This is a genomic window from Citrobacter amalonaticus, from assembly GCF_037053465.1.
GTDB lineage: Bacteria > Pseudomonadota > Gammaproteobacteria > Enterobacterales > Enterobacteriaceae > Citrobacter_A > Citrobacter_A amalonaticus_H.
In genome coordinates, this window is the sequence record NZ_JBALIF010000005.1 from 302663 (window position 1) to 323812 (window position 21150).

General features: G+C 52.8%; 15 protein-coding genes. 11 read left to right on the forward strand and 4 right to left on the reverse strand.

From position 1 onward, the window contains the following. The first annotated feature begins 517 nt into the window (after positions 1 to 517). Positions 518 to 1135: a trimeric intracellular cation channel family protein gene (locus WB371_RS11145; RefSeq protein ID WP_336220121.1), complete on the forward strand. Its 618-nt coding sequence runs from the start codon at positions 518 to 520 to the stop codon at positions 1133 to 1135. Here WB371_RS11145 and ligB read toward each other — a convergent pair. Then, positions 1132 to 2817, reverse strand: a complete 1686-nt coding sequence (gene ligB / locus WB371_RS11150; protein ID WP_336220122.1) for an NAD-dependent DNA ligase LigB — start codon at positions 2815 to 2817, stop codon at positions 1132 to 1134. The genes WB371_RS11145 and ligB overlap by 4 nt on opposite strands. Before the next feature lie 256 nt (positions 2818 to 3073). On the opposite strand from ligB, the gene gmk reads away from it, so the two are divergent. Genes gmk through recG form a run of 5 tightly spaced genes read left to right on the forward strand, consistent with a single transcriptional unit; the run spans position 3074 to position 8938 of the window. Then, positions 3074 to 3697 carry a guanylate kinase gene (gene gmk, locus WB371_RS11155; protein ID WP_336220193.1) on the forward strand — a complete coding sequence of 208 codons (624 nt, stop codon included), beginning with the start codon at positions 3074 to 3076 and terminating at the stop codon, positions 3695 to 3697. Between the two features lie 54 nt (positions 3698 to 3751). After that, the gene (rpoZ, locus tag WB371_RS11160; RefSeq protein WP_000135058.1) at positions 3752 to 4027 is read left to right on the forward strand and encodes a DNA-directed RNA polymerase subunit omega; all 276 of its coding nucleotides are present in this window, start codon (positions 3752 to 3754) and stop codon (positions 4025 to 4027) included. A gap of 18 nt (positions 4028 to 4045) precedes the next feature. After that, positions 4046 to 6157, forward strand: coding sequence for a bifunctional GTP diphosphokinase/guanosine-3',5'-bis pyrophosphate 3'-pyrophosphohydrolase (gene spoT, locus WB371_RS11165; protein WP_336220123.1), 2112 nt, complete (start codon positions 4046 to 4048; stop codon positions 6155 to 6157). Positions 6158 to 6161: 4 nt separating this feature from the next. Next, complete coding sequence (trmH, locus tag WB371_RS11170) at positions 6162 to 6851, forward strand: tRNA (guanosine(18)-2'-O)-methyltransferase TrmH (RefSeq protein WP_336220124.1); 690 nt, start codon at positions 6162 to 6164, stop codon at positions 6849 to 6851. Between the two features lie 5 nt (positions 6852 to 6856). After that, a complete protein-coding gene (gene recG, locus WB371_RS11175) occupies positions 6857 to 8938 on the forward strand; it encodes an ATP-dependent DNA helicase RecG (RefSeq protein ID WP_336220125.1) in 2082 nt (693 codons plus the stop codon). A 48-nt stretch (positions 8939 to 8986) separates the two neighbouring features. Here recG and gltS read toward each other — a convergent pair whose 3' ends face one another. Further along, positions 8987 to 10192 (reverse strand): sodium/glutamate symporter, encoded by a 1206-nt coding sequence (gene gltS / locus WB371_RS11180; protein WP_336220126.1) that lies wholly within the window; start codon positions 10190 to 10192, stop codon positions 8987 to 8989. Between the two features lie 230 nt (positions 10193 to 10422). Here gltS and xanP point away from each other — a divergent pair, with 230 nt between their 5' ends. The 4 genes from xanP to WB371_RS11200 all read left to right on the forward strand — a co-directional run bounded on the left by xanP (position 10423) and on the right by WB371_RS11200 (position 16816). Beyond that, positions 10423 to 11814, forward strand: coding sequence for a xanthine/proton symporter XanP (gene xanP, locus WB371_RS11185; RefSeq protein WP_336220127.1), 1392 nt, complete (start codon positions 10423 to 10425; stop codon positions 11812 to 11814). Between the two features lie 121 nt (positions 11815 to 11935). Then, positions 11936 to 13663, forward strand: a complete 1728-nt coding sequence (locus WB371_RS11190; RefSeq protein ID WP_336220128.1) for an AsmA family protein — start codon at positions 11936 to 11938, stop codon at positions 13661 to 13663. 198 nt (positions 13664 to 13861) lie between these two features. After that, positions 13862 to 15424 (forward strand): PTS transporter subunit EIIC, encoded by a 1563-nt coding sequence (locus WB371_RS11195; RefSeq protein ID WP_336220129.1) that lies wholly within the window; start codon positions 13862 to 13864, stop codon positions 15422 to 15424. A 12-nt stretch (positions 15425 to 15436) separates the two neighbouring features. Beyond that, positions 15437 to 16816, forward strand: coding sequence for a glycoside hydrolase (locus WB371_RS11200; RefSeq protein WP_336220130.1), 1380 nt, complete (start codon positions 15437 to 15439; stop codon positions 16814 to 16816). On the opposite strand, the gene WB371_RS11205 is transcribed toward WB371_RS11200, so the two are convergent. Beyond that, positions 16800 to 17558 carry a MurR/RpiR family transcriptional regulator gene (locus WB371_RS11205; protein WP_336220131.1) on the reverse strand — a complete coding sequence of 253 codons (759 nt, stop codon included), beginning with the start codon at positions 17556 to 17558 and terminating at the stop codon, positions 16800 to 16802. The two genes, WB371_RS11200 and WB371_RS11205, sit on opposite strands and share 17 nt — an antisense overlap. A gap of 96 nt (positions 17559 to 17654) precedes the next feature. Between WB371_RS11205 and WB371_RS11210 the strand changes: the two genes are divergently transcribed. Continuing rightward, the gene (locus WB371_RS11210) at positions 17655 to 18830 is read left to right on the forward strand and encodes an MFS transporter (RefSeq protein ID WP_336220132.1); all 1176 of its coding nucleotides are present in this window, start codon (positions 17655 to 17657) and stop codon (positions 18828 to 18830) included. Here the strand turns inward: WB371_RS11210 and yicI are convergent. Further along, positions 18827 to 21145: an alpha-xylosidase gene (gene yicI / locus WB371_RS11215; protein WP_336220133.1), complete on the reverse strand. Its 2319-nt coding sequence runs from the start codon at positions 21143 to 21145 to the stop codon at positions 18827 to 18829. The genes WB371_RS11210 and yicI overlap by 4 nt on opposite strands. Between the last annotated feature and the right edge of the window lie 5 nt (positions 21146 to 21150).

A 21150-nucleotide genomic window follows, 5' to 3' on the forward strand; every position in this document is an offset into this window, starting at 1 on the left:
TGAAACCGTGATTTTGAGTGCATGTATAATATGGCGATTGCGATTTTATTATGGATTCTGCGGTGAGTTGAAAACAGAAACGCGTAGCAAAACGTAGAGTGCTGGAAAAAATTTGTTGAGGAGCAGTTCAAGTCGCATGAGTAATTTTTAAGCACTCCTTTTTGTGTTGTACCCAAGGCTGTACCCAAGAGAGTGCGCATAAAGATAGAACTCAGCAATAGCAAGGATTAATTCGAATACTCAACATTCAGATCCAATCGAGTAAAAGGTCTCCCCGCGTAGCCCTCATCTGATGACGGGCTACGATTTTTGGCCCACAAGATATTTACCCATTCATTTACATTTAGTTTTTTTCATCTATTTCAGCAAAAGAAAAACCACCAAATCACACGCACCTTCAATTAAATCAACATTTCGCATTAGCTGTATTTATTAAAAACCACTCGCCTTAGAAAATCTCAATCGTTAAGGCCAGCACAAATCACTACTCTTTGTCCCCTAATTGCTGGGGGGAGTCATGCTGTTACACGTTTTGTACCTGATAGGAATTACGGCCGAAGCCATGACAGGCGCACTGGCGGCGGGCCGTCGTCGTATGGACACATTTGGAGTCATTATTATTGCTACCGCGACGGCCATCGGCGGCGGTTCTGTGCGCGATATTCTGCTCGGGCACTATCCTCTTGGCTGGGTCAAGCATCCCGAATATGTCATCATCGTTGCCACTGCGGCAGTACTGACGACTATCGTGGCGCCGGTCATGCCTTATCTGCGCAAAGTGTTTCTGGTTCTTGATGCCTTAGGTCTGGTCGTGTTCTCTATCATCGGTGCCCAGGTTGCACTGGACATGGGACACGGACCCATTATTGCCGTCGTTGCCGCCGTCACCACTGGTGTCTTTGGCGGCGTCCTGCGCGATATGTTCTGTAAACGCATTCCGCTTGTTTTCCAGAAAGAACTTTACGCCGGAGTCTCTTTCGCCTCTGCGGTGCTTTATATTGTCCTGCAACATTACGTCACCAACCAGGATATCGTGGTTATCTCGACGCTGATGTTTGGTTTTGTCGCCAGACTGCTGGCACTGCGTCTTAAACTGGGTTTGCCCGTTTTTTACTACCGCCACGAGAGCCATTAAGGAATAAAGCTTTCGATACGCTGAGCTGCTAACCAGTGGCTCAGCTTTTTAACGTCCTCGTTATTCAGCCAGTCCAATACCTGTCGAGCACGACGCGGACCAATCGCCGGGAGTTGCTGCCACTCAGCTTCCGTTCGCTTTGACAACTGCCGCCATGAGCGATCGCCGTCTGCGTTGAGTGTCGATAAAGGTAACGGAATCCCCATCGCCATTATCCAGCGGATAAATGGCTGTTTTCTCACCAGAGTAAACTGATGCCAGACCTGTTCACTCTTCGCTTTGGCAAAACCGGGCGTGTTCTGAATCTCCTCTTGCGTTAGTGCAAGCCATGAAAAAATGTGCGTAAAGTGATGGTGCTGATGAAGTGCCTTCCAGCCCGCTTCACCTATCCCCTCAAGCTGCAAAACACCGCCTGAGCCCAACCACATCAGGCGGGAGATAAACTGCTCCTGACACGTGGCAGAAGAAAAAAAGCAGGTCAGCGACGAAAAGTGACCTTCAGGCGGTATGGGTTTAGTGCGTTTCAGACCACGCCAGATAACCTCGTCAAGACGGGGGATCCCTTGTCCGGCAAGACTAACCAGGATCTGATCGCCCGGCGCAATATCCCACTCCTTCCAACGCCTCACAGACCCCACGTTCACGCGCTGAACCCGCTTATCATCAACCGTGACGGGGGTAAGCGTCGCGACGACAGCAACTTTTCCACTTTTGCCAATCGTAAAGTGAATCGCCGTCACCTCAGCCACTTGCGCAACTGGGGCGTATTTCCATGCGACCAGCCAGTTCCCTTGTCCTGGCAACCAATAGCGGGATTCAGGCTCTTTACTCGTGCGCACAACGACCCCATCAGTGACAAAAGGTAGAGCAGAGGTCCACCAGTGCGTACGCGCCCGTTCGACGGCCCCGACATTTTCGACCGGAAGCGTAAATTCCCGGGTGAGCGTAAACCCTGACGCACTTAACTGATTCACTCTTTCCGTCATGGTGAGCGGACCACCAGGCCAGGCCCAGATAAAAATGCCCAGAGACGCTAACTCGCTGCTGTTATCCTTGCGCATGAGCAAACCTGCTACCTTCGAGCGCGCGTTCATGCCCCCCATTTGCTGCTGGATATGCCCTGCCTGATGCAAAAAAATTTCACCCTGCAGGACACTGTTTGCCAGCACGCCTTTGACCGTTTGCGGCACTGAAGGGATACGCTGTACTTTTTGCGTCCAGTCCTCGCCCTTCAGACCATCACCACGACTGATTGCCTGGGTTAACCTGCCATTCTGATACACCAGCGTCACCGCCACGCCATCGACCTTCGGCTGAACCCACACATCATTGCGGCCGTGGATCCACTGTTGAATTGCCGCTTTATCCGCAAGCTTTCGAACTCCCGTATGAGGAACAGGATGTGGGATTGTACCGCCAGGAGAAGGTAGCGTCAGACTGGGGGGAACATCCTCCCCAAAGCAGTGCTGCCACTGGCGAAGCCGCGCATAAAGTTGATCGTAAACGCCGTCCTCGACCTCGCTAACACCCTCCCTCCAGTAGGCCTCATCCCATTGTTCAATTTGCCGTTGTAAGCGGGAAATCTCTTCACGGGCCTGGTTTTCCGACCAGGCGGGACATACCGCATAAGTCTGGGTATGCCACAACCACACGCTCATCAACATCGTTGTCCATGCTTTCATCGCTACCTCCACTGTATGTTGGCTGGCAGGTATAACGTGCTGCGTGGCCAAAGCCGAGAGGCAAATATGCAGATTGCGTACTTGCTTCCAGGCTTTCTTCTTGATTGCAGAGAATGTCCCGTAAATCAGGAAACAGGCTCGTAAAACGCGATAATTTGACGCAAAAAGTGTGACAAAGACTACGTCGCGTAGCAGTGATGTGTATAATAAGCCCGTATGTAGGTTCATTTTCGATAATCACATACGTAAAAGACTCATGGCTCAAGGCACGCTTTATATTGTTTCTGCCCCTAGTGGCGCGGGTAAATCCAGCCTGATTCAGGCATTGTTAAAAACCCAACCGTTGTATGACACCCAGGTTTCTGTTTCGCACACCACACGCGCTCCGCGCCCGGGTGAAGTTCACGGCGAACATTATTTCTTTGTAAATCATGATGAATTCAGAACCATGATTGGCAACGATGCGTTTCTGGAACATGCTGAGGTGTTTGGCAATTACTACGGCACCTCGCGTGAAGCCATTGAGCAAGTACTGGCCTCCGGCGTTGATGTGTTTTTAGATATCGACTGGCAAGGCGCGCAACAAATTCGCAAGAGGATGCCGCTGGCACGGAGTATCTTTATTCTGCCGCCCTCTAAAATCGAGTTAGACCGCCGCTTGCGGGGTCGCGGCCAGGATAGCGAAGAGGTTATTGCAAAACGGATGGCGCAAGCTGTTGCAGAAATGAGCCATTACGCCGAATATGATTATCTTATTGTGAATGATGATTTCGACACTGCCCTTGGCGATCTGAAGACTATCATTCGCGCCGAACGTCTGCGCATGAGCCGCCAAAAGCAGCGTCATGACGCTTTAATCAGCAAACTGTTGGCAGACTGAACCCACTTTCAGTATCATGCCCAGTCATTTCTTCACCTGTGGAGCATTTTAAGTATGGCACGCGTAACTGTTCAGGACGCTGTAGAGAAAATTGGTAACCGTTTTGACCTGGTACTGGTCGCCGCGCGTCGCGCTCGTCAGATGCAGGTAGGCGGAAAGGATCCGCTCGTACCGGAAGAAAACGATAAAACTACCGTGATCGCGCTGCGTGAAATCGAAGAAGGTCTGATCAATAACCAGATCCTCGACGTACGTGAGCGCCAGGAACAGCAAGAGCAGGAAGCCGCTGAATTACAAGCCGTTACCGCAATTGCTGAAGGTCGTCGTTAATCACAAAGCGGGTCGCCCTTGTATCTGTTTGAAAGCCTGAATCAACTGATTCAAAACTACCTGCCGGAAGACCAGATAAAACGTCTTCGGCAGGCGTATCTCGTTGCACGTGACGCTCACGAGGGCCAGACACGTTCAAGTGGTGAACCTTACATCACGCACCCTGTTGCCGTAGCGTGCATTCTGGCCGAGATGAAACTCGACTATGAAACGCTGATGGCGGCACTGCTGCATGACGTGATTGAAGATACTCCCGCCACCTACCAGGACATGGAACAGCTTTTTGGTAAAAGCGTTGCTGAACTGGTCGAGGGGGTATCCAAACTTGATAAACTCAAGTTCCGCGATAAGAAAGAGGCGCAGGCCGAAAACTTTCGTAAGATGATTATGGCGATGGTGCAGGATATCCGCGTCATTCTCATCAAACTCGCTGACCGCACCCACAACATGCGCACGCTGGGTTCATTACGCCCGGACAAACGTCGCCGCATCGCCCGTGAAACCCTCGAAATCTACAGCCCGCTGGCGCACCGTTTAGGTATTCATCACATTAAAACCGAGCTCGAAGAACTGGGTTTTGAGGCGTTGTACCCAAACCGCTATCGCGTGATTAAAGAGGTGGTTAAAGCCGCACGCGGTAACCGTAAGGAGATGATCCAAAAAATCCTCTCTGAAATCGAAGGACGTCTGCAGGAAGCGGGGATCCCGTGTCGCGTAAGTGGCCGTGAAAAGCACCTTTATTCCATCTACTGCAAGATGGTGCTTAAAGAGCAGCGTTTTCACTCAATCATGGATATTTATGCGTTTCGCGTTATCGTCCATGATTCAGACACCTGTTATCGCGTGCTCGGCCAGATGCACAGCCTCTATAAGCCACGTCCTGGACGAGTCAAAGACTATATCGCTATTCCAAAAGCGAACGGCTATCAGTCTTTACACACGTCGATGATCGGGCCACACGGCGTCCCGGTTGAGGTCCAGATCCGTACCGAAGATATGGATCAGATGGCGGAAATGGGGGTTGCAGCGCACTGGGCATATAAAGAGCACGGTGAAACCAGCACTACTGCCCAGATTCGTGCTCAACGCTGGATGCAAAGCCTGCTCGAATTGCAACAAAGCGCAGGCAGCTCGTTTGAATTTATCGAGAGCGTTAAATCCGATCTCTTCCCGGATGAGATTTACGTTTTCACACCGGAAGGGCGCATTGTCGAACTGCCTGCCGGTGCAACGCCCGTCGACTTTGCCTACGCGGTACATACCGACATCGGTCACGCCTGCGTGGGCGCTCGCGTCGACAGGCAACCTTACCCGCTGTCACAACCGCTGACCAGTGGTCAGACGGTCGAGATCATTACCGCGCCGGGCGCACGTCCGAACGCAGCGTGGCTAAACTTTGTCGTCAGCTCAAAAGCCCGCGCCAAGATTCGCCAGTTGCTGAAGAACCTCAAACGCGATGACTCCGTCAGTCTGGGACGTCGCCTGCTCAACCATGCGTTAGGTGGTAGCCGTAAGCTGGCCGAGATCCCGCAAGAGAGTATCCAGCGTGAGCTTGAGCGCATGAAACTCGCCACGCTCGACGACCTGCTGGCGGAAATCGGTCTCGGCAACGCCATGAGCGTCGTGGTCGCGAAAAATCTCCAGCAGGGAGAGGCTTCCAGTGCCCAACCCGTGGCAACAAGCCACGGCCATCTGCCGATAAAAGGCGCAGATGGCGTGTTGATCACCTTTGCCAAGTGCTGTCGCCCGATTCCTGGCGATCCGATCATTGCCCATGTGAGTCCGGGTAAAGGTCTGGTTATCCACCATGAATCCTGCCGTAACATCCGTGGTTACCAGAAAGAGCCAGAAAAATTTATGGCTGTGGAATGGGATAAAGAAACGGAGCAGGAGTTCATCACCGAAATCAAAGTGGACATGTTCAACCACCAGGGTGCGCTGGCAAACCTGACGGCGGCAATCAACACCACGACGTCCAATATTCAAAGCATTAATACAGAAGAGAAAGATGGTCGCGTCTACAGCGCCTTTATTCGCCTCACCGCACGTGACCGTGTGCATCTGGCGAACATTATGCGCAAAATCCGCGTGATGCCGGACGTGATTAAAGTCACCCGCAACCGAAACTAGATTAATGAATGTAAAACGTTACGAGCGAATCTGCGAGATGCTCGCCAGGCGCCAGCCTGACCTGACTGTCTGCATGGAACAGGTCCATAAACCTCATAACGTTTCTGCGATCATTCGTACCGCAGATGCCGTTGGCGTCCACGAAGTCCACGCCGTCTGGCCGGGTAGTCGTATGCGCACCATGGCTTCGGCGGCGGCGGGCAGCAACAGTTGGGTGCAGGTAAAAACACACCGTACAATTGGCGATGCTGTCGCCCATCTGAAAGGCCGGGGCATGCAGGTTCTGGCTACCCATCTTTCTGATAAGGCTGTCGATTTTCGCGAAATTGATTACACGCGACCAACCTGTATTCTGATGGGCCAGGAGAAAACCGGCATCACCCAGGAAGCGCTGGATTTGGCGGATCAGGACATCATCATTCCCATGACAGGCATGGTTCAGTCACTTAACGTTTCCGTGGCGTCAGCACTGATTCTGTATGAAGCCCAGCGGCAGCGTCAGAACGCCGGAATGTATCTGCGTGAGAACAGTATGTTGCCGGAAGATGAGCAGCAGCGTCTGCTGTTTGAGGGTGGCTATCCGGTGCTGGCAAAAGTCGCCAAACGCAAAGGCCTGCCCTACCCGCACGTCAATCAGCAGGGTGAAATTGAAGCGAATGACGTCTGGTGGGCCACCATGCAGGCGGCGGGGTAATCGCTGTGTCTGGTCGCCTGTTAGATGCTGTACCGCTCAGTTCACTAACGGGCGTTGGCGCAGCGCAAAGCAGTAAACTGGCGAAAATAGGTCTGCACACCGTGCAGGATCTGCTGCTGCACCTTCCTCTGCGTTATGAAGATCGCACTCATCTCTACCCTATTGGCGAACTGCTGCCGGGCGTTTACGCTACCATCGAAGGGGAAGTACTGAACTGCAACATCACCTTCGGGGGTCGCCGGATGATGACCTGTCAGATCAGCGACGGCTCCGGCATTCTGACGATGCGCTTTTTCAACTTTAGCGCAGCGATGAAAAACAGCCTTGCAACCGGACGCCGCGTACTGGCTTATGGTGAAGCAAAACGCGGAAAGTACGGTGCGGAGATGATCCACCCGGAATACCGTATACAAGGCGACCTGAGTACACCTGAGCTGCAGGAAACGCTTACCCCGGTTTATCCCACCACCGAAGGCATCAAGCAGGCGACGCTGCGTAAACTCACCGATCAGGCGCTGGATTTGCTCGACACCTGCGCGATTGCTGAATTACTGCCGCCGGAATTGTTGCAAGGGATGCTCAGCCTGCCCGACGCGTTACGCACGCTGCATCGTCCACCGCCAACATTACAGCTAAGCGACCTGGAAACAGGTCAGCATCCGGCGCAACGCCGCCTGATCCTGGAAGAATTACTGGCGCATAACCTGAGTATGCTGGCGCTTCGCGCGGGTGCGCAGCGCTTTCATGCTCAGCCGCTGAGCGCCAACGACAAGCTGAAGAATCAATTACTCGCGTCATTGCCCTTTAAACCCACTGGCGCGCAGGCGCGTGTGGTAGCGGAAATTGAGCATGACATGGCGCTGGATATCCCGATGATGCGTCTGGTACAGGGCGATGTAGGCTCCGGTAAAACGCTCGTCGCCGCCCTCGCCGCGCTGCGTGCGATTGCCCACGGAAAACAGGTTGCGCTGATGGCGCCTACAGAGTTACTGGCAGAACAACACGCCAACAACTTCCGTAACTGGTTCGCGCCCCTTGGCGTGGAAGTCGGCTGGCTGGCGGGTAAGCAAAAGGGGAAAGCGCGGCTCGCACAGCAGGAAGCCATCGCCAGCGGGCAGGTGCAGATGGTTGTGGGAACACATGCTATCTTTCAGGAACAGGTGCAGTTTAACGGCCTTGCGCTGGTCATCATCGATGAACAACACCGTTTTGGGGTGCATCAACGTCTCGCGCTGTGGGAAAAGGGTCAGCAACAGGGCTTCCATCCGCATCAGTTGATCATGACCGCCACCCCCATCCCGCGTACGTTAGCGATGACAGCCTACGCGGATCTCGATACGTCCGTCATCGACGAACTTCCGCCGGGTCGAACCCCCGTCACAACGGTCGCCATTCCGGATACGCGACGCAGCGATATTATTGACCGCGTGCGAAATGCCTGTACGCAGGAAGGGCGCCAGGCTTACTGGGTCTGCACGCTGATTGAAGAATCCGATCTGCTGGAGGCGCAAGCCGCAGAAGCGACATGGGAAGAGCTGAAACTGGCGCTGCCAGAGCTGAATGTCGGCCTGGTTCATGGACGTATGAAACCTGCCGAGAAACAGGCGGTGATGGCCGCCTTTAAACAAGGCGAGCTACACCTGCTGGTCGCCACGACGGTGATTGAAGTGGGCGTGGATGTGCCTAACGCCAGTCTGATGATTATCGAAAACCCGGAACGTCTGGGCCTGGCGCAATTGCACCAGTTACGTGGCCGCGTCGGTCGCGGTGCGGTTGCCTCGCACTGCGTCCTGCTCTATAAGTCGCCCCTGTCAAAAACGGCGCAGAAACGCCTGCAGGTATTACGCGACAGCAGCGATGGCTTTGTGATTGCGCAAAAAGATTTAGAAATCCGCGGACCAGGGGAATTACTGGGTACGCGTCAGACGGGAAATGCGGAGTTTAAAGTTGCGGATTTACTGCGCGATCAGGCCATTATTCCGGAAGTTCAGCGCATTGCCCGCCATATTCATGAGCGTTATCCACAAGAGGCGAAAGCGTTGATTGAACGCTGGATGCCAGAGACCGAACGCTACTCTAACGCCTGAGTGCGATGCAAAATCGCGGCGGATTGACTCCCGCCGCGTCTTCACAGTTTATTGCGCAAAAATCGGCAACAGCAGATATAGCTTAATCACCAGCGCGTTAACGATATCGATAAAAAACGCGCCAACCATCGGCACTACCAGAAACGCCATATGCGATGGGCCAAACCGTTCAGTAATCGCCTGCATGTTGGCAATCGCCGTGGGCGTCGCGCCCAAACCAAACCCACAATGTCCCGCCGCCAGTACGGCAGCATCGTAGTTTTTGCCCATCATTCGCCAGGTCACAACGATCGCGTAGAGCGCCATAAAGATAGACTGTACCACGAGGATCGCCAGCATAGGCAACGCCAGTGAAGCCAGCTCCCACAGCTTGAGGCTCATCAGCGCCATCGCCAGAAACAGCGACAGACTCACGTTCCCCAGGACAGACACCGCACGCTCAAAGACACGGTAAAAGCCCACCAGAGCCAGACCGTTACTGACAATCACCCCGACGAAAAGCACACAGACAAACGTGGGTAGCTCAAGCACCGTCCCCGCCAACAGTTGCGCAACGATCTTGCCGACGGTCAGGCAGATAGCGATAAGCGCGATGGTTTCAATCAGCACCAGCGAGGTGATCATGCGCCCGACATCCGGTTTTTCAAACGCCGTGGGCACTTCCAGATCGTCCGGAATACCGTCCGGTGTGGTGGAATGTTTGACCAGGTAACGCGCCACCGGACCACCGATCAGCCCGCCGAGGACTAAACCAAAGGTGGCGCAGGCCATCGCCACTTCCGTCGCATTCACAAAGCCGTAGCGTTCGATAAACAGTTTACTCCAGGCCGCGCCGGTGCCGTGTCCGCCGGACAGTGTGATTGATCCCGCAATCAGGCCCATCAGCGGATCCAGTCCCAACAGGCTGGCCATCCCAATACCAATGGCATTTTGCATCAGCAGCAGTCCAACCACGACGATCAGAAAAATCCCCACCACGCGGCCCCCCGCCCGCAGACTGGCGATATTCGCGTTCAAACCGATGGTCGCGAAAAATGCCAGCATCAACGGATCGCGTAAAGTCATATCAAAATTCACTTCCCAGCCCATGCTTTTTTTCAACACCAGAAGGGCGATGGCGACCAGCAACCCGCCCGCGACAGGTTCCGGAATGGTGTATTTTTTGAGAAAGGAGACGGACTGAACCAGTTTACGCCCAAGCAGCAACGTCAGCGTTGCGGCGACGAGGGTTGATAAGGTGTCGAGTTGAAACATGCAAAGCTCCTTAAGTACGTCTGCAATCAGTTACGCACGATGTCTTATTCCTGAGGCTATTTTTAGCTTTTAGTGGCAATTCGGCATGGATTTTAAGCAAAAAAGCAGGGGAAGTTATATAAAAATGTGCTTTTATCTATTTTAAATAATAAGAAAACCTGGTCGCAATCGTTTGCTTTTACCAACTGGTCAGATAAAATGCCCGCTTTGCCACCACGGGATTGTCTCTGATGTCTGTTAACACCCTCGAGTCAGAAAACGCGCAACCGGTTGCGCAGACTCAAAACAGCGAACTGATTTACCGTCTTGAGGACCGTCCACCGCTTCCGCAAACCCTGTTTGCCGCTTGTCAGCATCTGCTGGCAATGTTTGTTGCGGTGATTACGCCAGCCCTGCTCATCTGCCAGGCGCTGGGGTTACCGGCTCAGGATACACAACACATTATCAGCATGTCGTTGTTCGCCTCCGGTGTGGCTTCCATTATTCAAATCAAAGCATGGGGTCCGGTGGGCTCCGGTTTGCTGTCGATTCAGGGCACCAGCTTTAATTTCGTGGCACCGCTGATTATGGGGGGCACCGCGCTAAAAACCGGTGGCGCTGACGTTCCAACCATGATGGCGGCGTTGTTTGGCACCCTGATGCTGGCCAGTTGCACAGAGATGGTCCTTTCCCGTGTTCTGCATCTCGCCCGTCGAATTATCACACCGCTCGTCTCAGGTGTCGTGGTGATGATTATCGGCCTGTCGTTGATTCAGGTCGGCCTGACGTCTATCGGCGGTGGTTATGCCGCAATGAATGACAACACGTTCGGCGCACCGAAAAACCTGCTGCTGGCGGGTGTCGTGTTGCTGTTGATTATTCTGCTCAACCGTCAACGTAACCCGTATCTGCGCGTGGCCTCATTGGTTATTGCGATGGCCGCAGGCTATGCGCTGGCGTGGTTTATGGGTATGTTGCCTGAAAATACCGCCCCCACATCCCAGGAGCTGATCATGGTGCCAACGCCGCTCTACTACGGCCTGGGCATTGACTGGAACCTGCTGTTACCGTTGATGCTGGTGTTTATGATCACCTCGCTGGAAACCATTGGTGATATCACGGCGACATCTGACGTTTCTGAACAACCCGTTTCCGGTCCGCTGTACATGAAACGTCTGAAAGGCGGCGTACTGGCGAATGGTCTGAACTCTTTTGTCTCCGCCGTCTTTAACACCTTCCCGAACTCCTGCTTCGGACAGAATAACGGCGTTATTCAGTTAACTGGCGTCGCCAGCCGCTACGTGGGATTTGTCGTCGCGTTGATGCTGATCCTGCTCGGTCTGTTTCCGGCGGTAAGCGGTTTTGTGCAGCATATCCCGGAACCGGTTCTCGGCGGCGCGACGCTGGTGATGTTCGGAACGATCGCCGCATCCGGTGTGCGTATCGTTTCCCGCGAGCCGCTAAATCGCCGTGCGATCCTGATTATTGCGCTGTCGCTGGCGGTAGGTCTTGGCGTCTCTCAGCAGCCGTTGATTCTGCAATTCGCACCAGACTGGGTGAAAAACCTGCTCTCCTCCGGCATCGCGGCAGGCGGTATCACCGCTATCGTTCTGAACCTGATTTTCCCGCCTGAAAAACCATAAATATTGTGCGGCGGTGATACCCGTTCACCGCCGCTGTAACGCTCTTTCACTATTCCTGCCTTGAGGATTGCGCGTAAATCGTGCATAACTCCTGTACGTGCACTTCGCGGGATGGAAGACCATGAAATTTATTGGAAAGCTGATTCTCTACGTGTTCATCGCCCTTCTGGTGGTGATTCTCGGCCTCTATTTTCTGCTGCAAACTCGTTGGGGTGCAGAGCATGTCAGCGCCTGGGTTTCTGATAATAGCGGGTACAGGCTATCTTTTGACGCGCTGGATCATCGCTTTTCCTCCCCCACCCATCTCCTGCTGGAAAATGTCACCTTCGGGCGCGACGGACAACCGGCAACGCTGGTCGCAAAGACAGTGGACATTGGCCTGAGTATCCGCCAGCTTACCGACCCTTTACATGTCGATACGATCCTGCTGCAAAACGGCACGCTGAATATCTCGCCACAGACCGCGCCGTTCCCCTTCCAGGCCGATCGCCTGCAATTACAGGAGATGGCGTTTAACAGCCCTGGCAGCGAGTGGAATCTGAGCGCTCAACGGGTAAACGGCGGCATTATGCCCTGGTTGCCTGAAGCCGGTAGAGTGCTTGGCAGCAAGGCGCAGATTCAGCTCAGCGCTGGCTCTCTGACGCTCAACGGTGTGCCCGCGGCTAACGTATTAATTCAGGGGAGTATCGATAAAGATCAGGTGTCGTTAAGCAATATTGGCGCGGATATCGCGCGCGGTGCCTTAACTGGCGTAGCGCAACGTAACGCCGATGGCAGTTGGCTGGTCGAAAACCTGCGGCTGAATGACATCCGGTTGCAAAGTGATAAATCGCTGGCCGCATTTTTCTCGCCGCTGAAAACCATTCCGTCGCTACAGATTGAGCGCCTTGAGGTCACGGATGCCCGCCTTCAGGGTCCGGACTGGGCGGTCACAGACCTTGATCTGAGCTTGCGCAATCTGACCTTCAGCAAGGACGACTGGCAGACGCAGGAAGGTAAGCTGTCGCTGAATGCCAGCGAGTTTATTTATGGCTCAATACATCTGTTTGATCCGATTCTGAATGCAGAGTTTTCACCACAAGGTATCGCGCTACGCCAGTTTACCACTCGCTGGGAAGGCGGCATGGTCAGAACCTCCGGTAACTGGCTGCGTGAAGGTAAGGCTCTGATTCTCGATGACGCCGCCCTGGCGGGTATGGAGTACACCCTGCCGGAAAACTGGAAGAAACGGTGGATGAAGCCGCTGCCCGCCTGGCTAAACAGCCTGACGCTGAAGAAATTTACTGCCAGCCGCAACCTGGTGATTGATATCGACCCGGCGTTTCCGTGGCAGTTAACCGCGCTGGATGGCTATGGTGCCAATCTTGGCCTGGTACAGAACCATCAATGGGGCGTCTGGAGCGGCAACGCGACCCTGAACGCCGCCGCCGCCACCTTCAACCGCGTCGATGTACGCCGCCCCTCGCTCTCATTCACCGCGAACGCCAGCACGGTCAACATCAGTGAACTGAGCGCCTTTACCGAAAAAGGAATTCTGGAAGCAACCGCCAGCGTCTCACAGCTACCACAGCGCCAGGTGCAGGTCAGTCTGAACGGGCGCGGCGTGCCGATAAACGTTCTTCAGCAGTGGGGATGGCCTGCGCTACCGATCGCGGGTGATGGCAATATTCAACTGACCGCCAGCGGCACAGTACAGGCTGATGCGCCGCTCAAACCCACGGTGAATGGGCAGTTACATGCCGTAAATGCTGATAAACAGCAGGTCACACAAACGATGCAGGCGGGTGTAGTCTCTGGTAATGACGTCAGCGCAACCGAACCCGCAACCCCAGCTCCCGTCGCCCCATAACCCTTCTTCTTGTCTCCCGGATGGTCGCCGTCCGGGAGCGTTTTTTCAGGCCAAACGAAACAGGTATTCATTTATCGGTTACTTGTACCTATTTTCCGCAACAGGTTTCCATCCCCGAAGAGAGTTGTTATAACGATAATGTTGGAAGCACTTATTTAATAATTACAAATACCCTACATAATAGAAAAAGGAATAGCCATGTCTGTAATACGTCAACGTATTCTGGCGGATATGCAAAGATTCTCCAGAGCAATGATCGGGGCGGTCTTGTTCTTACCTGTTATTGGATTAATTCTGGCATTAAGTTCAGTCTTAACCAACCCGACGCTTATTTCTGAAACCAGCTTTTTACATCAAATTGGTCAGCTCCTCGGAGATACCTTCTGGCCATTATTTGGCAACCTGGGACTCCTCTTTTGCGTCGGCATCAGCTATGGCCTTGCGAAAGATAAAAAAACCGAAGTCGCACTGGTTGCTGTCATGTGCTTTATTATGTTTTTAGGCGCTAATCACTCCTGGCTGGAATACACCCACGGTATTGCTGAAAAAGTGAATGGAGAATATTACGGTACCGGGCAAACGCAAATATTAGGTTTTGTCGTCGTCGATATGGGGATTTTTTTAGGGATTATTCTCGGCTGCACAATTGCCTGGGTCCACAATAAAGTCTCAGAAATAGAATTACCTGGCGCACTCTCTATGTATGGCGGAGCAAAACTGACCTTAATCGCCATGACGCCAGTTATCCTTATTTATGCCATTGCCTTTACCTGGTTCTGGCCGTTTATGACGCACGGTATTGCCGCGTTAACCAGTTTTATGAAGAACGCGGGCGTGGCTGGTGTCTTTGTCTACGGATTCTTTGAAAAATTCCTGATTCCAACCGGCCTGCACCACTTCGTCTGGTCGCCATTCCAGTTAACGCAGATTGGTGGAACGCTGAACGTTGACGGACAGGTGGTTTCCGGTACGCAAGCTATCTTTCTGGCCTATATGCGCCACCCCGATCTGACCCCGGTAATGAACGACGCGTTACGGTTTTCCCAACAAGGGATGACGACTATTTTTGGCCTTTCTGGCGCGGCGCTGGCGTTTTACCATACCGCTACACCTGAGAAGAAAATGATGGCGAAGGCAATTTTACTGCCTGCGATTATTACTTCCATTCTGACCGGCATTACCGAACCTATTGAGTTTACCTTCTTATTTGTTTCACCGCTGTTGTGGTTAATTCACGCCACATTGACTGCGACATCTCAGGCGATTTGCGATCTGCTGACCGTTCGCCCGTGGGGCGCATCCGGCCTCATTGAATTTTTGATTTATAACCTGCCGCTGCCGGCCTCGCTTACCCGCTGGCCGCTGTATGTCGTGATCGGCATCGGCCAATTCATTGCTTACTACGTAATTTTCCGCACGCTGGTCGTCAGGTTGAATCTGAAAACGCCGGGCCGCGAAGATGACAGTGAAGTGAAACTCTATAGCAAAGAAGAGTATCGCAATAAAAAAGCCAATACAGGTCAGGCTGTCACCGATGAAATTATTAAGGGTTTAGGCGGCAAAGAGAACATTATTTCTGTTGATAACTGTTTTACCCGGTTACGCGTCGCGCTGCATCATCCCGAGAAAATTGATGAAGCTCTGTTAAAAACGACTGGCGCCAATGGTGTGGTGCGAAATCAAAATGAAGTTCAGGTTATTTACGGCGTGAGGGTTGGACAGGTTCGATCCCGGGTAGATAACTGGCTGGCAAATAATTAATCAGGAGTTGTTATGAAATTAACCGTATTAGGCGGGGGCGGCGTTCGTTCCGCATTCCTGGCGAAATCACTGGCATATAATGCGCATCGTATTGGTTTGCAAGAAGTTGTATTTCTCGACAGCTCAGAAGAGAACCTGAAAATTTTTGGCGAAATCGCCCGCTATGTTTTTGCCACGATCCGCCCAGATATTCATTTCAGCCTGACGACGGACCCGGTATCGGCATTAAAAAACAGCAATTACGTTATTACCACCCTGCGCGTCGGCGGTGATGAAAGCCGCGTGCGCGATGAACGCATCGCGCTGAACCATAATACACTGGGCCAGGAGACCACCGGGGCAGGCGGCTTTGCGATGGCAATGCGCTCAATTCCCGCCATTCTCAATTACTGCCGCCTGATTGAAGAACACGCCGCGCCGGATGCCATTCTGTTTAACTTTACCAACCCTTCAGGGCTGGTTACCGAAGCCATCATTAAATCGGGTTTTAAACGTCGGGTTTACGGCATTTGCGATGCGCCTTCAGAATTGATTCGCGAACTGCCTGCCATTCTGGATTGCGACGAAGCGGATCTGAAAGTGGAATGCTATGGGCTAAACCATTTCTCCTGGTTTACCCATTTCACGGTGAAAGGCGAAGATGTCACCGATAAGCTGGTGAGCAACCCGGCGCTGTACAGCAAAACGGCGATGCAATACTTCTCACCGGTGCTGGTGCAGTTATGTGATAAGCAATTACTGAATGAATATCTCTATTACTACTACTACCGCGAAGTGGCCCTGAAAGCGATTCAGGATGCGCCGGAAACGCGGGGTGAAACCATTGCGCGGATCAATCGTGAAATGCGTGAGGAACTGCAACGCGTCGATGCCAAAGAGGATCCGGAGGCCGCATTTGATATCTGGATGAAACACTATCTGCGCCGTGAAAATAGCTACATGCAGAATGAATCGCACCAGGAAAAATTCAACACCCGCGAACCCCTTACGCTAAAACAGTTTATTGAAGAGCCGGACACCGGGGGTTACGCCGGGGTAGCGCTGGATATTCTCGAAGCGGTGAACAGTTCTACCAGCAAACGCATCGTGGTCTCCCTGCAAAATAACGGGACGCTGGATTTCTTACGCCCGGATGACGTTATTGAGATCAGCTGTGACCTGAGCAAAGAAGGACTGAAACCGGTGACGCCAGTTCACGTCCCGGACGCTCAGAAGAACATGATCTCATGTGTGAAGGAGTACGAACGCCTGGCAGTGGCCGCCATCATGCGCAAAGATAAGTTTCTGGCAATCCGTGCCTTAATGGCGCATCCACTGATTGGCTCCTGGTCACTGGCTGAACAACTGGTGGGAGAGTATCTTAACGAAGCGCAATTTAGCGACTGGAAATAATCGTTCCCGGGGCGTCAGTGGACGCCCCGGGGGGATTCTGCATAAACCAGAGTTTCAACAAATGCTCGAAACCGAGAATGCAGTAGCCAAAAAATGGATTGCTCCAGTAAATATCATCATCGAATTTTTGTGGATCGTGGATAATGACCGCAGTATCCGCCGCCTGCGCCAGCGGGCTTTGATAATCACCGGTAAAGCAGACCAGGTCGGTATTTTTACCCTCCAGCGCTTTAACCCAATTTAATGCTGAGCTGCTGCGTCCGGACTTAGAGACCAGCCAGATAGAATCAAATTTTGCAGACGTTTTTTGTTCCAGTATTTCGTAGTCCGGCCAAAGCGCCAGACTGGCATTCACGCCAATCACCAGGAATTTATTATAAATATACTGAGCGATTAATTGAGAGAAACCGCTGCCATGAATAAGAATACGATCGTGTTGCAACCGGTTTAAGAGTAGCGACAAGTTTTCAGCAGGCTGGATATTCATAAAGTTCACATCGTTGGTCACGTCAAGTTTTGGCATTGTGATATTAAACTTGATGAAATAGACCAGTTCCAGCCAGCCGCTAAACTTGAGTTTCTTCGCCAGCCTGACCAGCGAAGAAGGATTACTGTAGCAATGCTCCGCCACCGTCCGGATACCCTCACGTATACATTGCTCCGGGTTATTCTGAATAAAGCGCAACACCGTGATTTCTGTTTTATTTAATTTTACGTCGCGAAATACGTTTTCCAGTTCCATGTTTTACTCCAGTGAATGCAACGCTAATTTAGCGTTATTTTAAAGAACGGTCTGTGCAACAGGTCACTACATCAGAAAATTGATTATAAAAGACAAATGAATAGAAATTTTACATTACTGGCATCGGTATTTTTCCTGTGGGGAAACATCACCGCGATTAACAGCGTTTTGATTATTTTTTTCTATCAGTATTTTCACCTGTCGTGGCTACAGTCTATTTTCATTACCGTTATTTTTTATGTGGCTCCTTTTCTGACCTGTCTGCCCTGCTCCATGCTGATTGAACGCCGGGGCTATCGCAACGTGTTGCTCCTGTCGTTATCCCTGTCTTTCGTCGGATGCCTGGCATTTGCCCTCGCCTTGCGGCTGGATTCCTTTGCCCTGTCACTGGTGGCGATGTTCATTATCGCAACAGGTGTGGCGGCGATGCAGGTCGTCGCCACCCCTTATCTGACACTGCTTAGCGCACCGCATAAACGAATAGGCAATCTGTGCCTGGCCTCCGCCGTCAACTCACTGGGAACCACACTGGCCCCGATGCTGGTTGCGCTGCTGCTGGAGTTTTCTCCTGTCGATGTTCTTGCGCGAAACGAGCCCATCAGCACGCTCTGGTTTTGCCTCACGTTATTCTCATTGCTATTAATTGCAGGCGTATTTTTTATCAGGCTGCCCGATGTGGCGCGCCCGAAAAAAACGGCATCAGGAAAGCAGAACGTCTGGCGAAGCAGCGGGTTTTTATTTAGCGTGACGGCGATTTTCGTTTATGTCGGCGTCGAAGTGAGCCTTGCGACCAGTCTGGTCAAATACCTCATCACGATGGGTGGCTGGAGCACCACAATGGCGATGTCATTGGTCTCTTTTTACTGGGGAGGCGCACTGGCTGGCCGTTTTCTTTATGGATTATTCGCCGACAGGGTTGGCAACTATTATCCGTTTCTTACCGCAACACTGGCCTGTGCCGTCGCCGTTCTGTTAGCAATAGCTCTGAACGATCTCTCTGGCGGGTATTTGCTTCTCCTGACTGGCCTGGGAAATTCGATTCTCTATCCAGTTATCTTCGGTCACACCATTAGCCGAAGTCCGGCTATCGCAAACATTTCGGCTGCGGCAATGGTGATGGCCGGGATTGGCGGGGCTATTCTCCCGTTGTTGCAGGCTGTCTGTATTGATACATTCAATCTCCGCTACAGCTTTTTATTACCGGTGGCGCTGTATCTGATACTGGCATTGTGGGGGCGATTGAATCTCCGCCCCCAACAGGCAACCGCTTAAAGTGTAATGACCACCTCATTACCGTAGGGTGTCACCACAACGCCAGATTCGCTCCCCCGGTGTGAAGCACCGCGGATCCCGCTGATTTGCGCAATGTTACGCAGGCACAGCGTCCAGTCACGCGCCTGCCCCTGGCCCATCACGGTGAGGATATGCCCCTTGCGTCGGGCCGTCAGGGTGAAGATCACCGAACCATCTGCGGCTGGCACCTCGCAAACCGCTTCACATCCCTCATGGAGGGAGAACAACTGGAAAGCGGTCCCTTCATTCCATGCGTAATCCGGTTTCTGCTCATTACTGCCCAGCGCCAGCAGGGTGTTCTCGCGCACGTACACCGGTAAACTCAGGTAGTCATACTGCTGTTTAACCCAGCGATTACCCTGTACTTCATCGTTGCGCCACAGATGCGTCCAGCGCCCTTCCGGCAGGTAAAATTGTACATCGCCGGCTTCAGAGAATACCGGAGCCACCATGATTGCATCACCGAGCATATACTGGCGGTCGAGATAATCACACGCAGGGTCATCCGGGAACTCCAGCATCATCGCGCGCATCATCGGCGTCCCTTGTTCATGTGCGCGAACCGCTTCGCGATACAGATAAGGCATCATGCGGCACTTCTGTTCGGTAAAATAACGCACCACATCGCAGGACTCATCGTCATACGCCCACGGTACGCGGTAGGATTTACTGCCGTGCAGACGACTATGGCTGGAGAGCAGGCCAAACGCACACCAGCGTTTGTAGACATGCGCCGGTGCCGTATTTTCGAAACCACCGATATCATGGCTCCAGAAGCCAAACCCGGACAAACCGATGGATAAACCACCGCGCAGGCTTTCCGCCATGGATTCATAGTTAGCGTAGCAATCGCCGCCCCAGTGTACCGGGAACTGCTGTGCACCCACCGACGCGGAGCGGGCAAACAGTACCGCCTCCTCCTCACCGACGGTTTCTTTTAGCACGTTCCACACCAGTTCGTTGTAAATGTACGCATAATGGTTGTGCATTTTCTGCGGTTCGGCACCATCAAACCACTGCACATCGGTCGGAATACGCTCGCCGAAATCCGTTTTAAAGCAGTCAACGCCAATGCCCACCAGACCTTTTAGCTTACTGGCATACCACTCACGGGCCTGCGGGTTCGTGAAATCATAGATTGCCAGTCCGGGCTGCCATTTATCCCATTGCCACAGAGAACCGTCCGGACGTTTGAGCAGATAACCTTTCTCTTTCAGTTCCTGGAAAACGGGGGATTTTTGTCCGATATACGGGTTTATCCACACGCAGACCTTCAGCCCTTTCTCCTTCAGACGACGAATCATCCCTTGCGGATCCGGGAAGGTCAGCGGATCCCATTCGAAATCACACCACTGGAAGGCTTTCATCCAGAAACAGTCGAAGTGGAAAACGTGCAGCGGCAAATTGCGCTCAGCCATCCCGTCGATAAAGCGGTTAACCGTCGCTTCGTCGTAGTTGGTGGTAAACGAAGTGGTGAGCCACAAACCAAACGACCACGCGGGCGGCAACGCCGGACGCCCCGTAAATCGGGTATAGCGGTTTAGCACCTCTTTCGGCGTCGGTCCATCGATGACGAAGTACTCCAGATACTCGCTCTCAACGCTGAACTGCACTTTCGACACCTTTTCCGAGCCGACTTCAAATGAGACGCACTGGGGATGATTGACCAGCACACCGTAACCCCGGTTAGTGATGTAGAACGGAATATTCTTGTAGGACTGTTCGGTGCTGGTGCCGCCGTCACAATTCCAGGTTTCTATCATCTGGCCGTTGCGCACCAGCGCGGTAAAGCGCTCGCCCAGACCATAGACAGTCTCACCCACGCCCAAATCCAGACGTTCGAACATGTAGTTACGCCCAGTATGGGTATCCTGGACATAGCCATTGTTTTTCAACTGACTACCGGTGATGCGCGCACCGTTGCGCATAAAATCGAGCGACCAGAATTCGCCTTTGGTGACGCGCACGCTGAGGTTGCCGCTTTTAAGCTCCGCAAACGCGTCATTGTTTTGTATGTCGACCTGAACGTCCTGCAACACATTGAGTGGGTAATGCGGACCGTTATCCAGCGCCCCCTGAAAGTGTTCCATGCGCACCCCCACAATCCCTTCCTGCGGCGAGAAGAAACGCAACGTAAACAGTGGGGTATCCAGTTGCCAGGCGCGCTCGCGAACATCACGCGGGGCGGCATAAACCACCAGTTCATTGCCGTGCTGTTCAACGTCGAACACCTGAATCGGATGAATCACATTGAGGCCCGGCTGAATCAGCCAGTTACCGTCGCTAATCTTCATAGTCG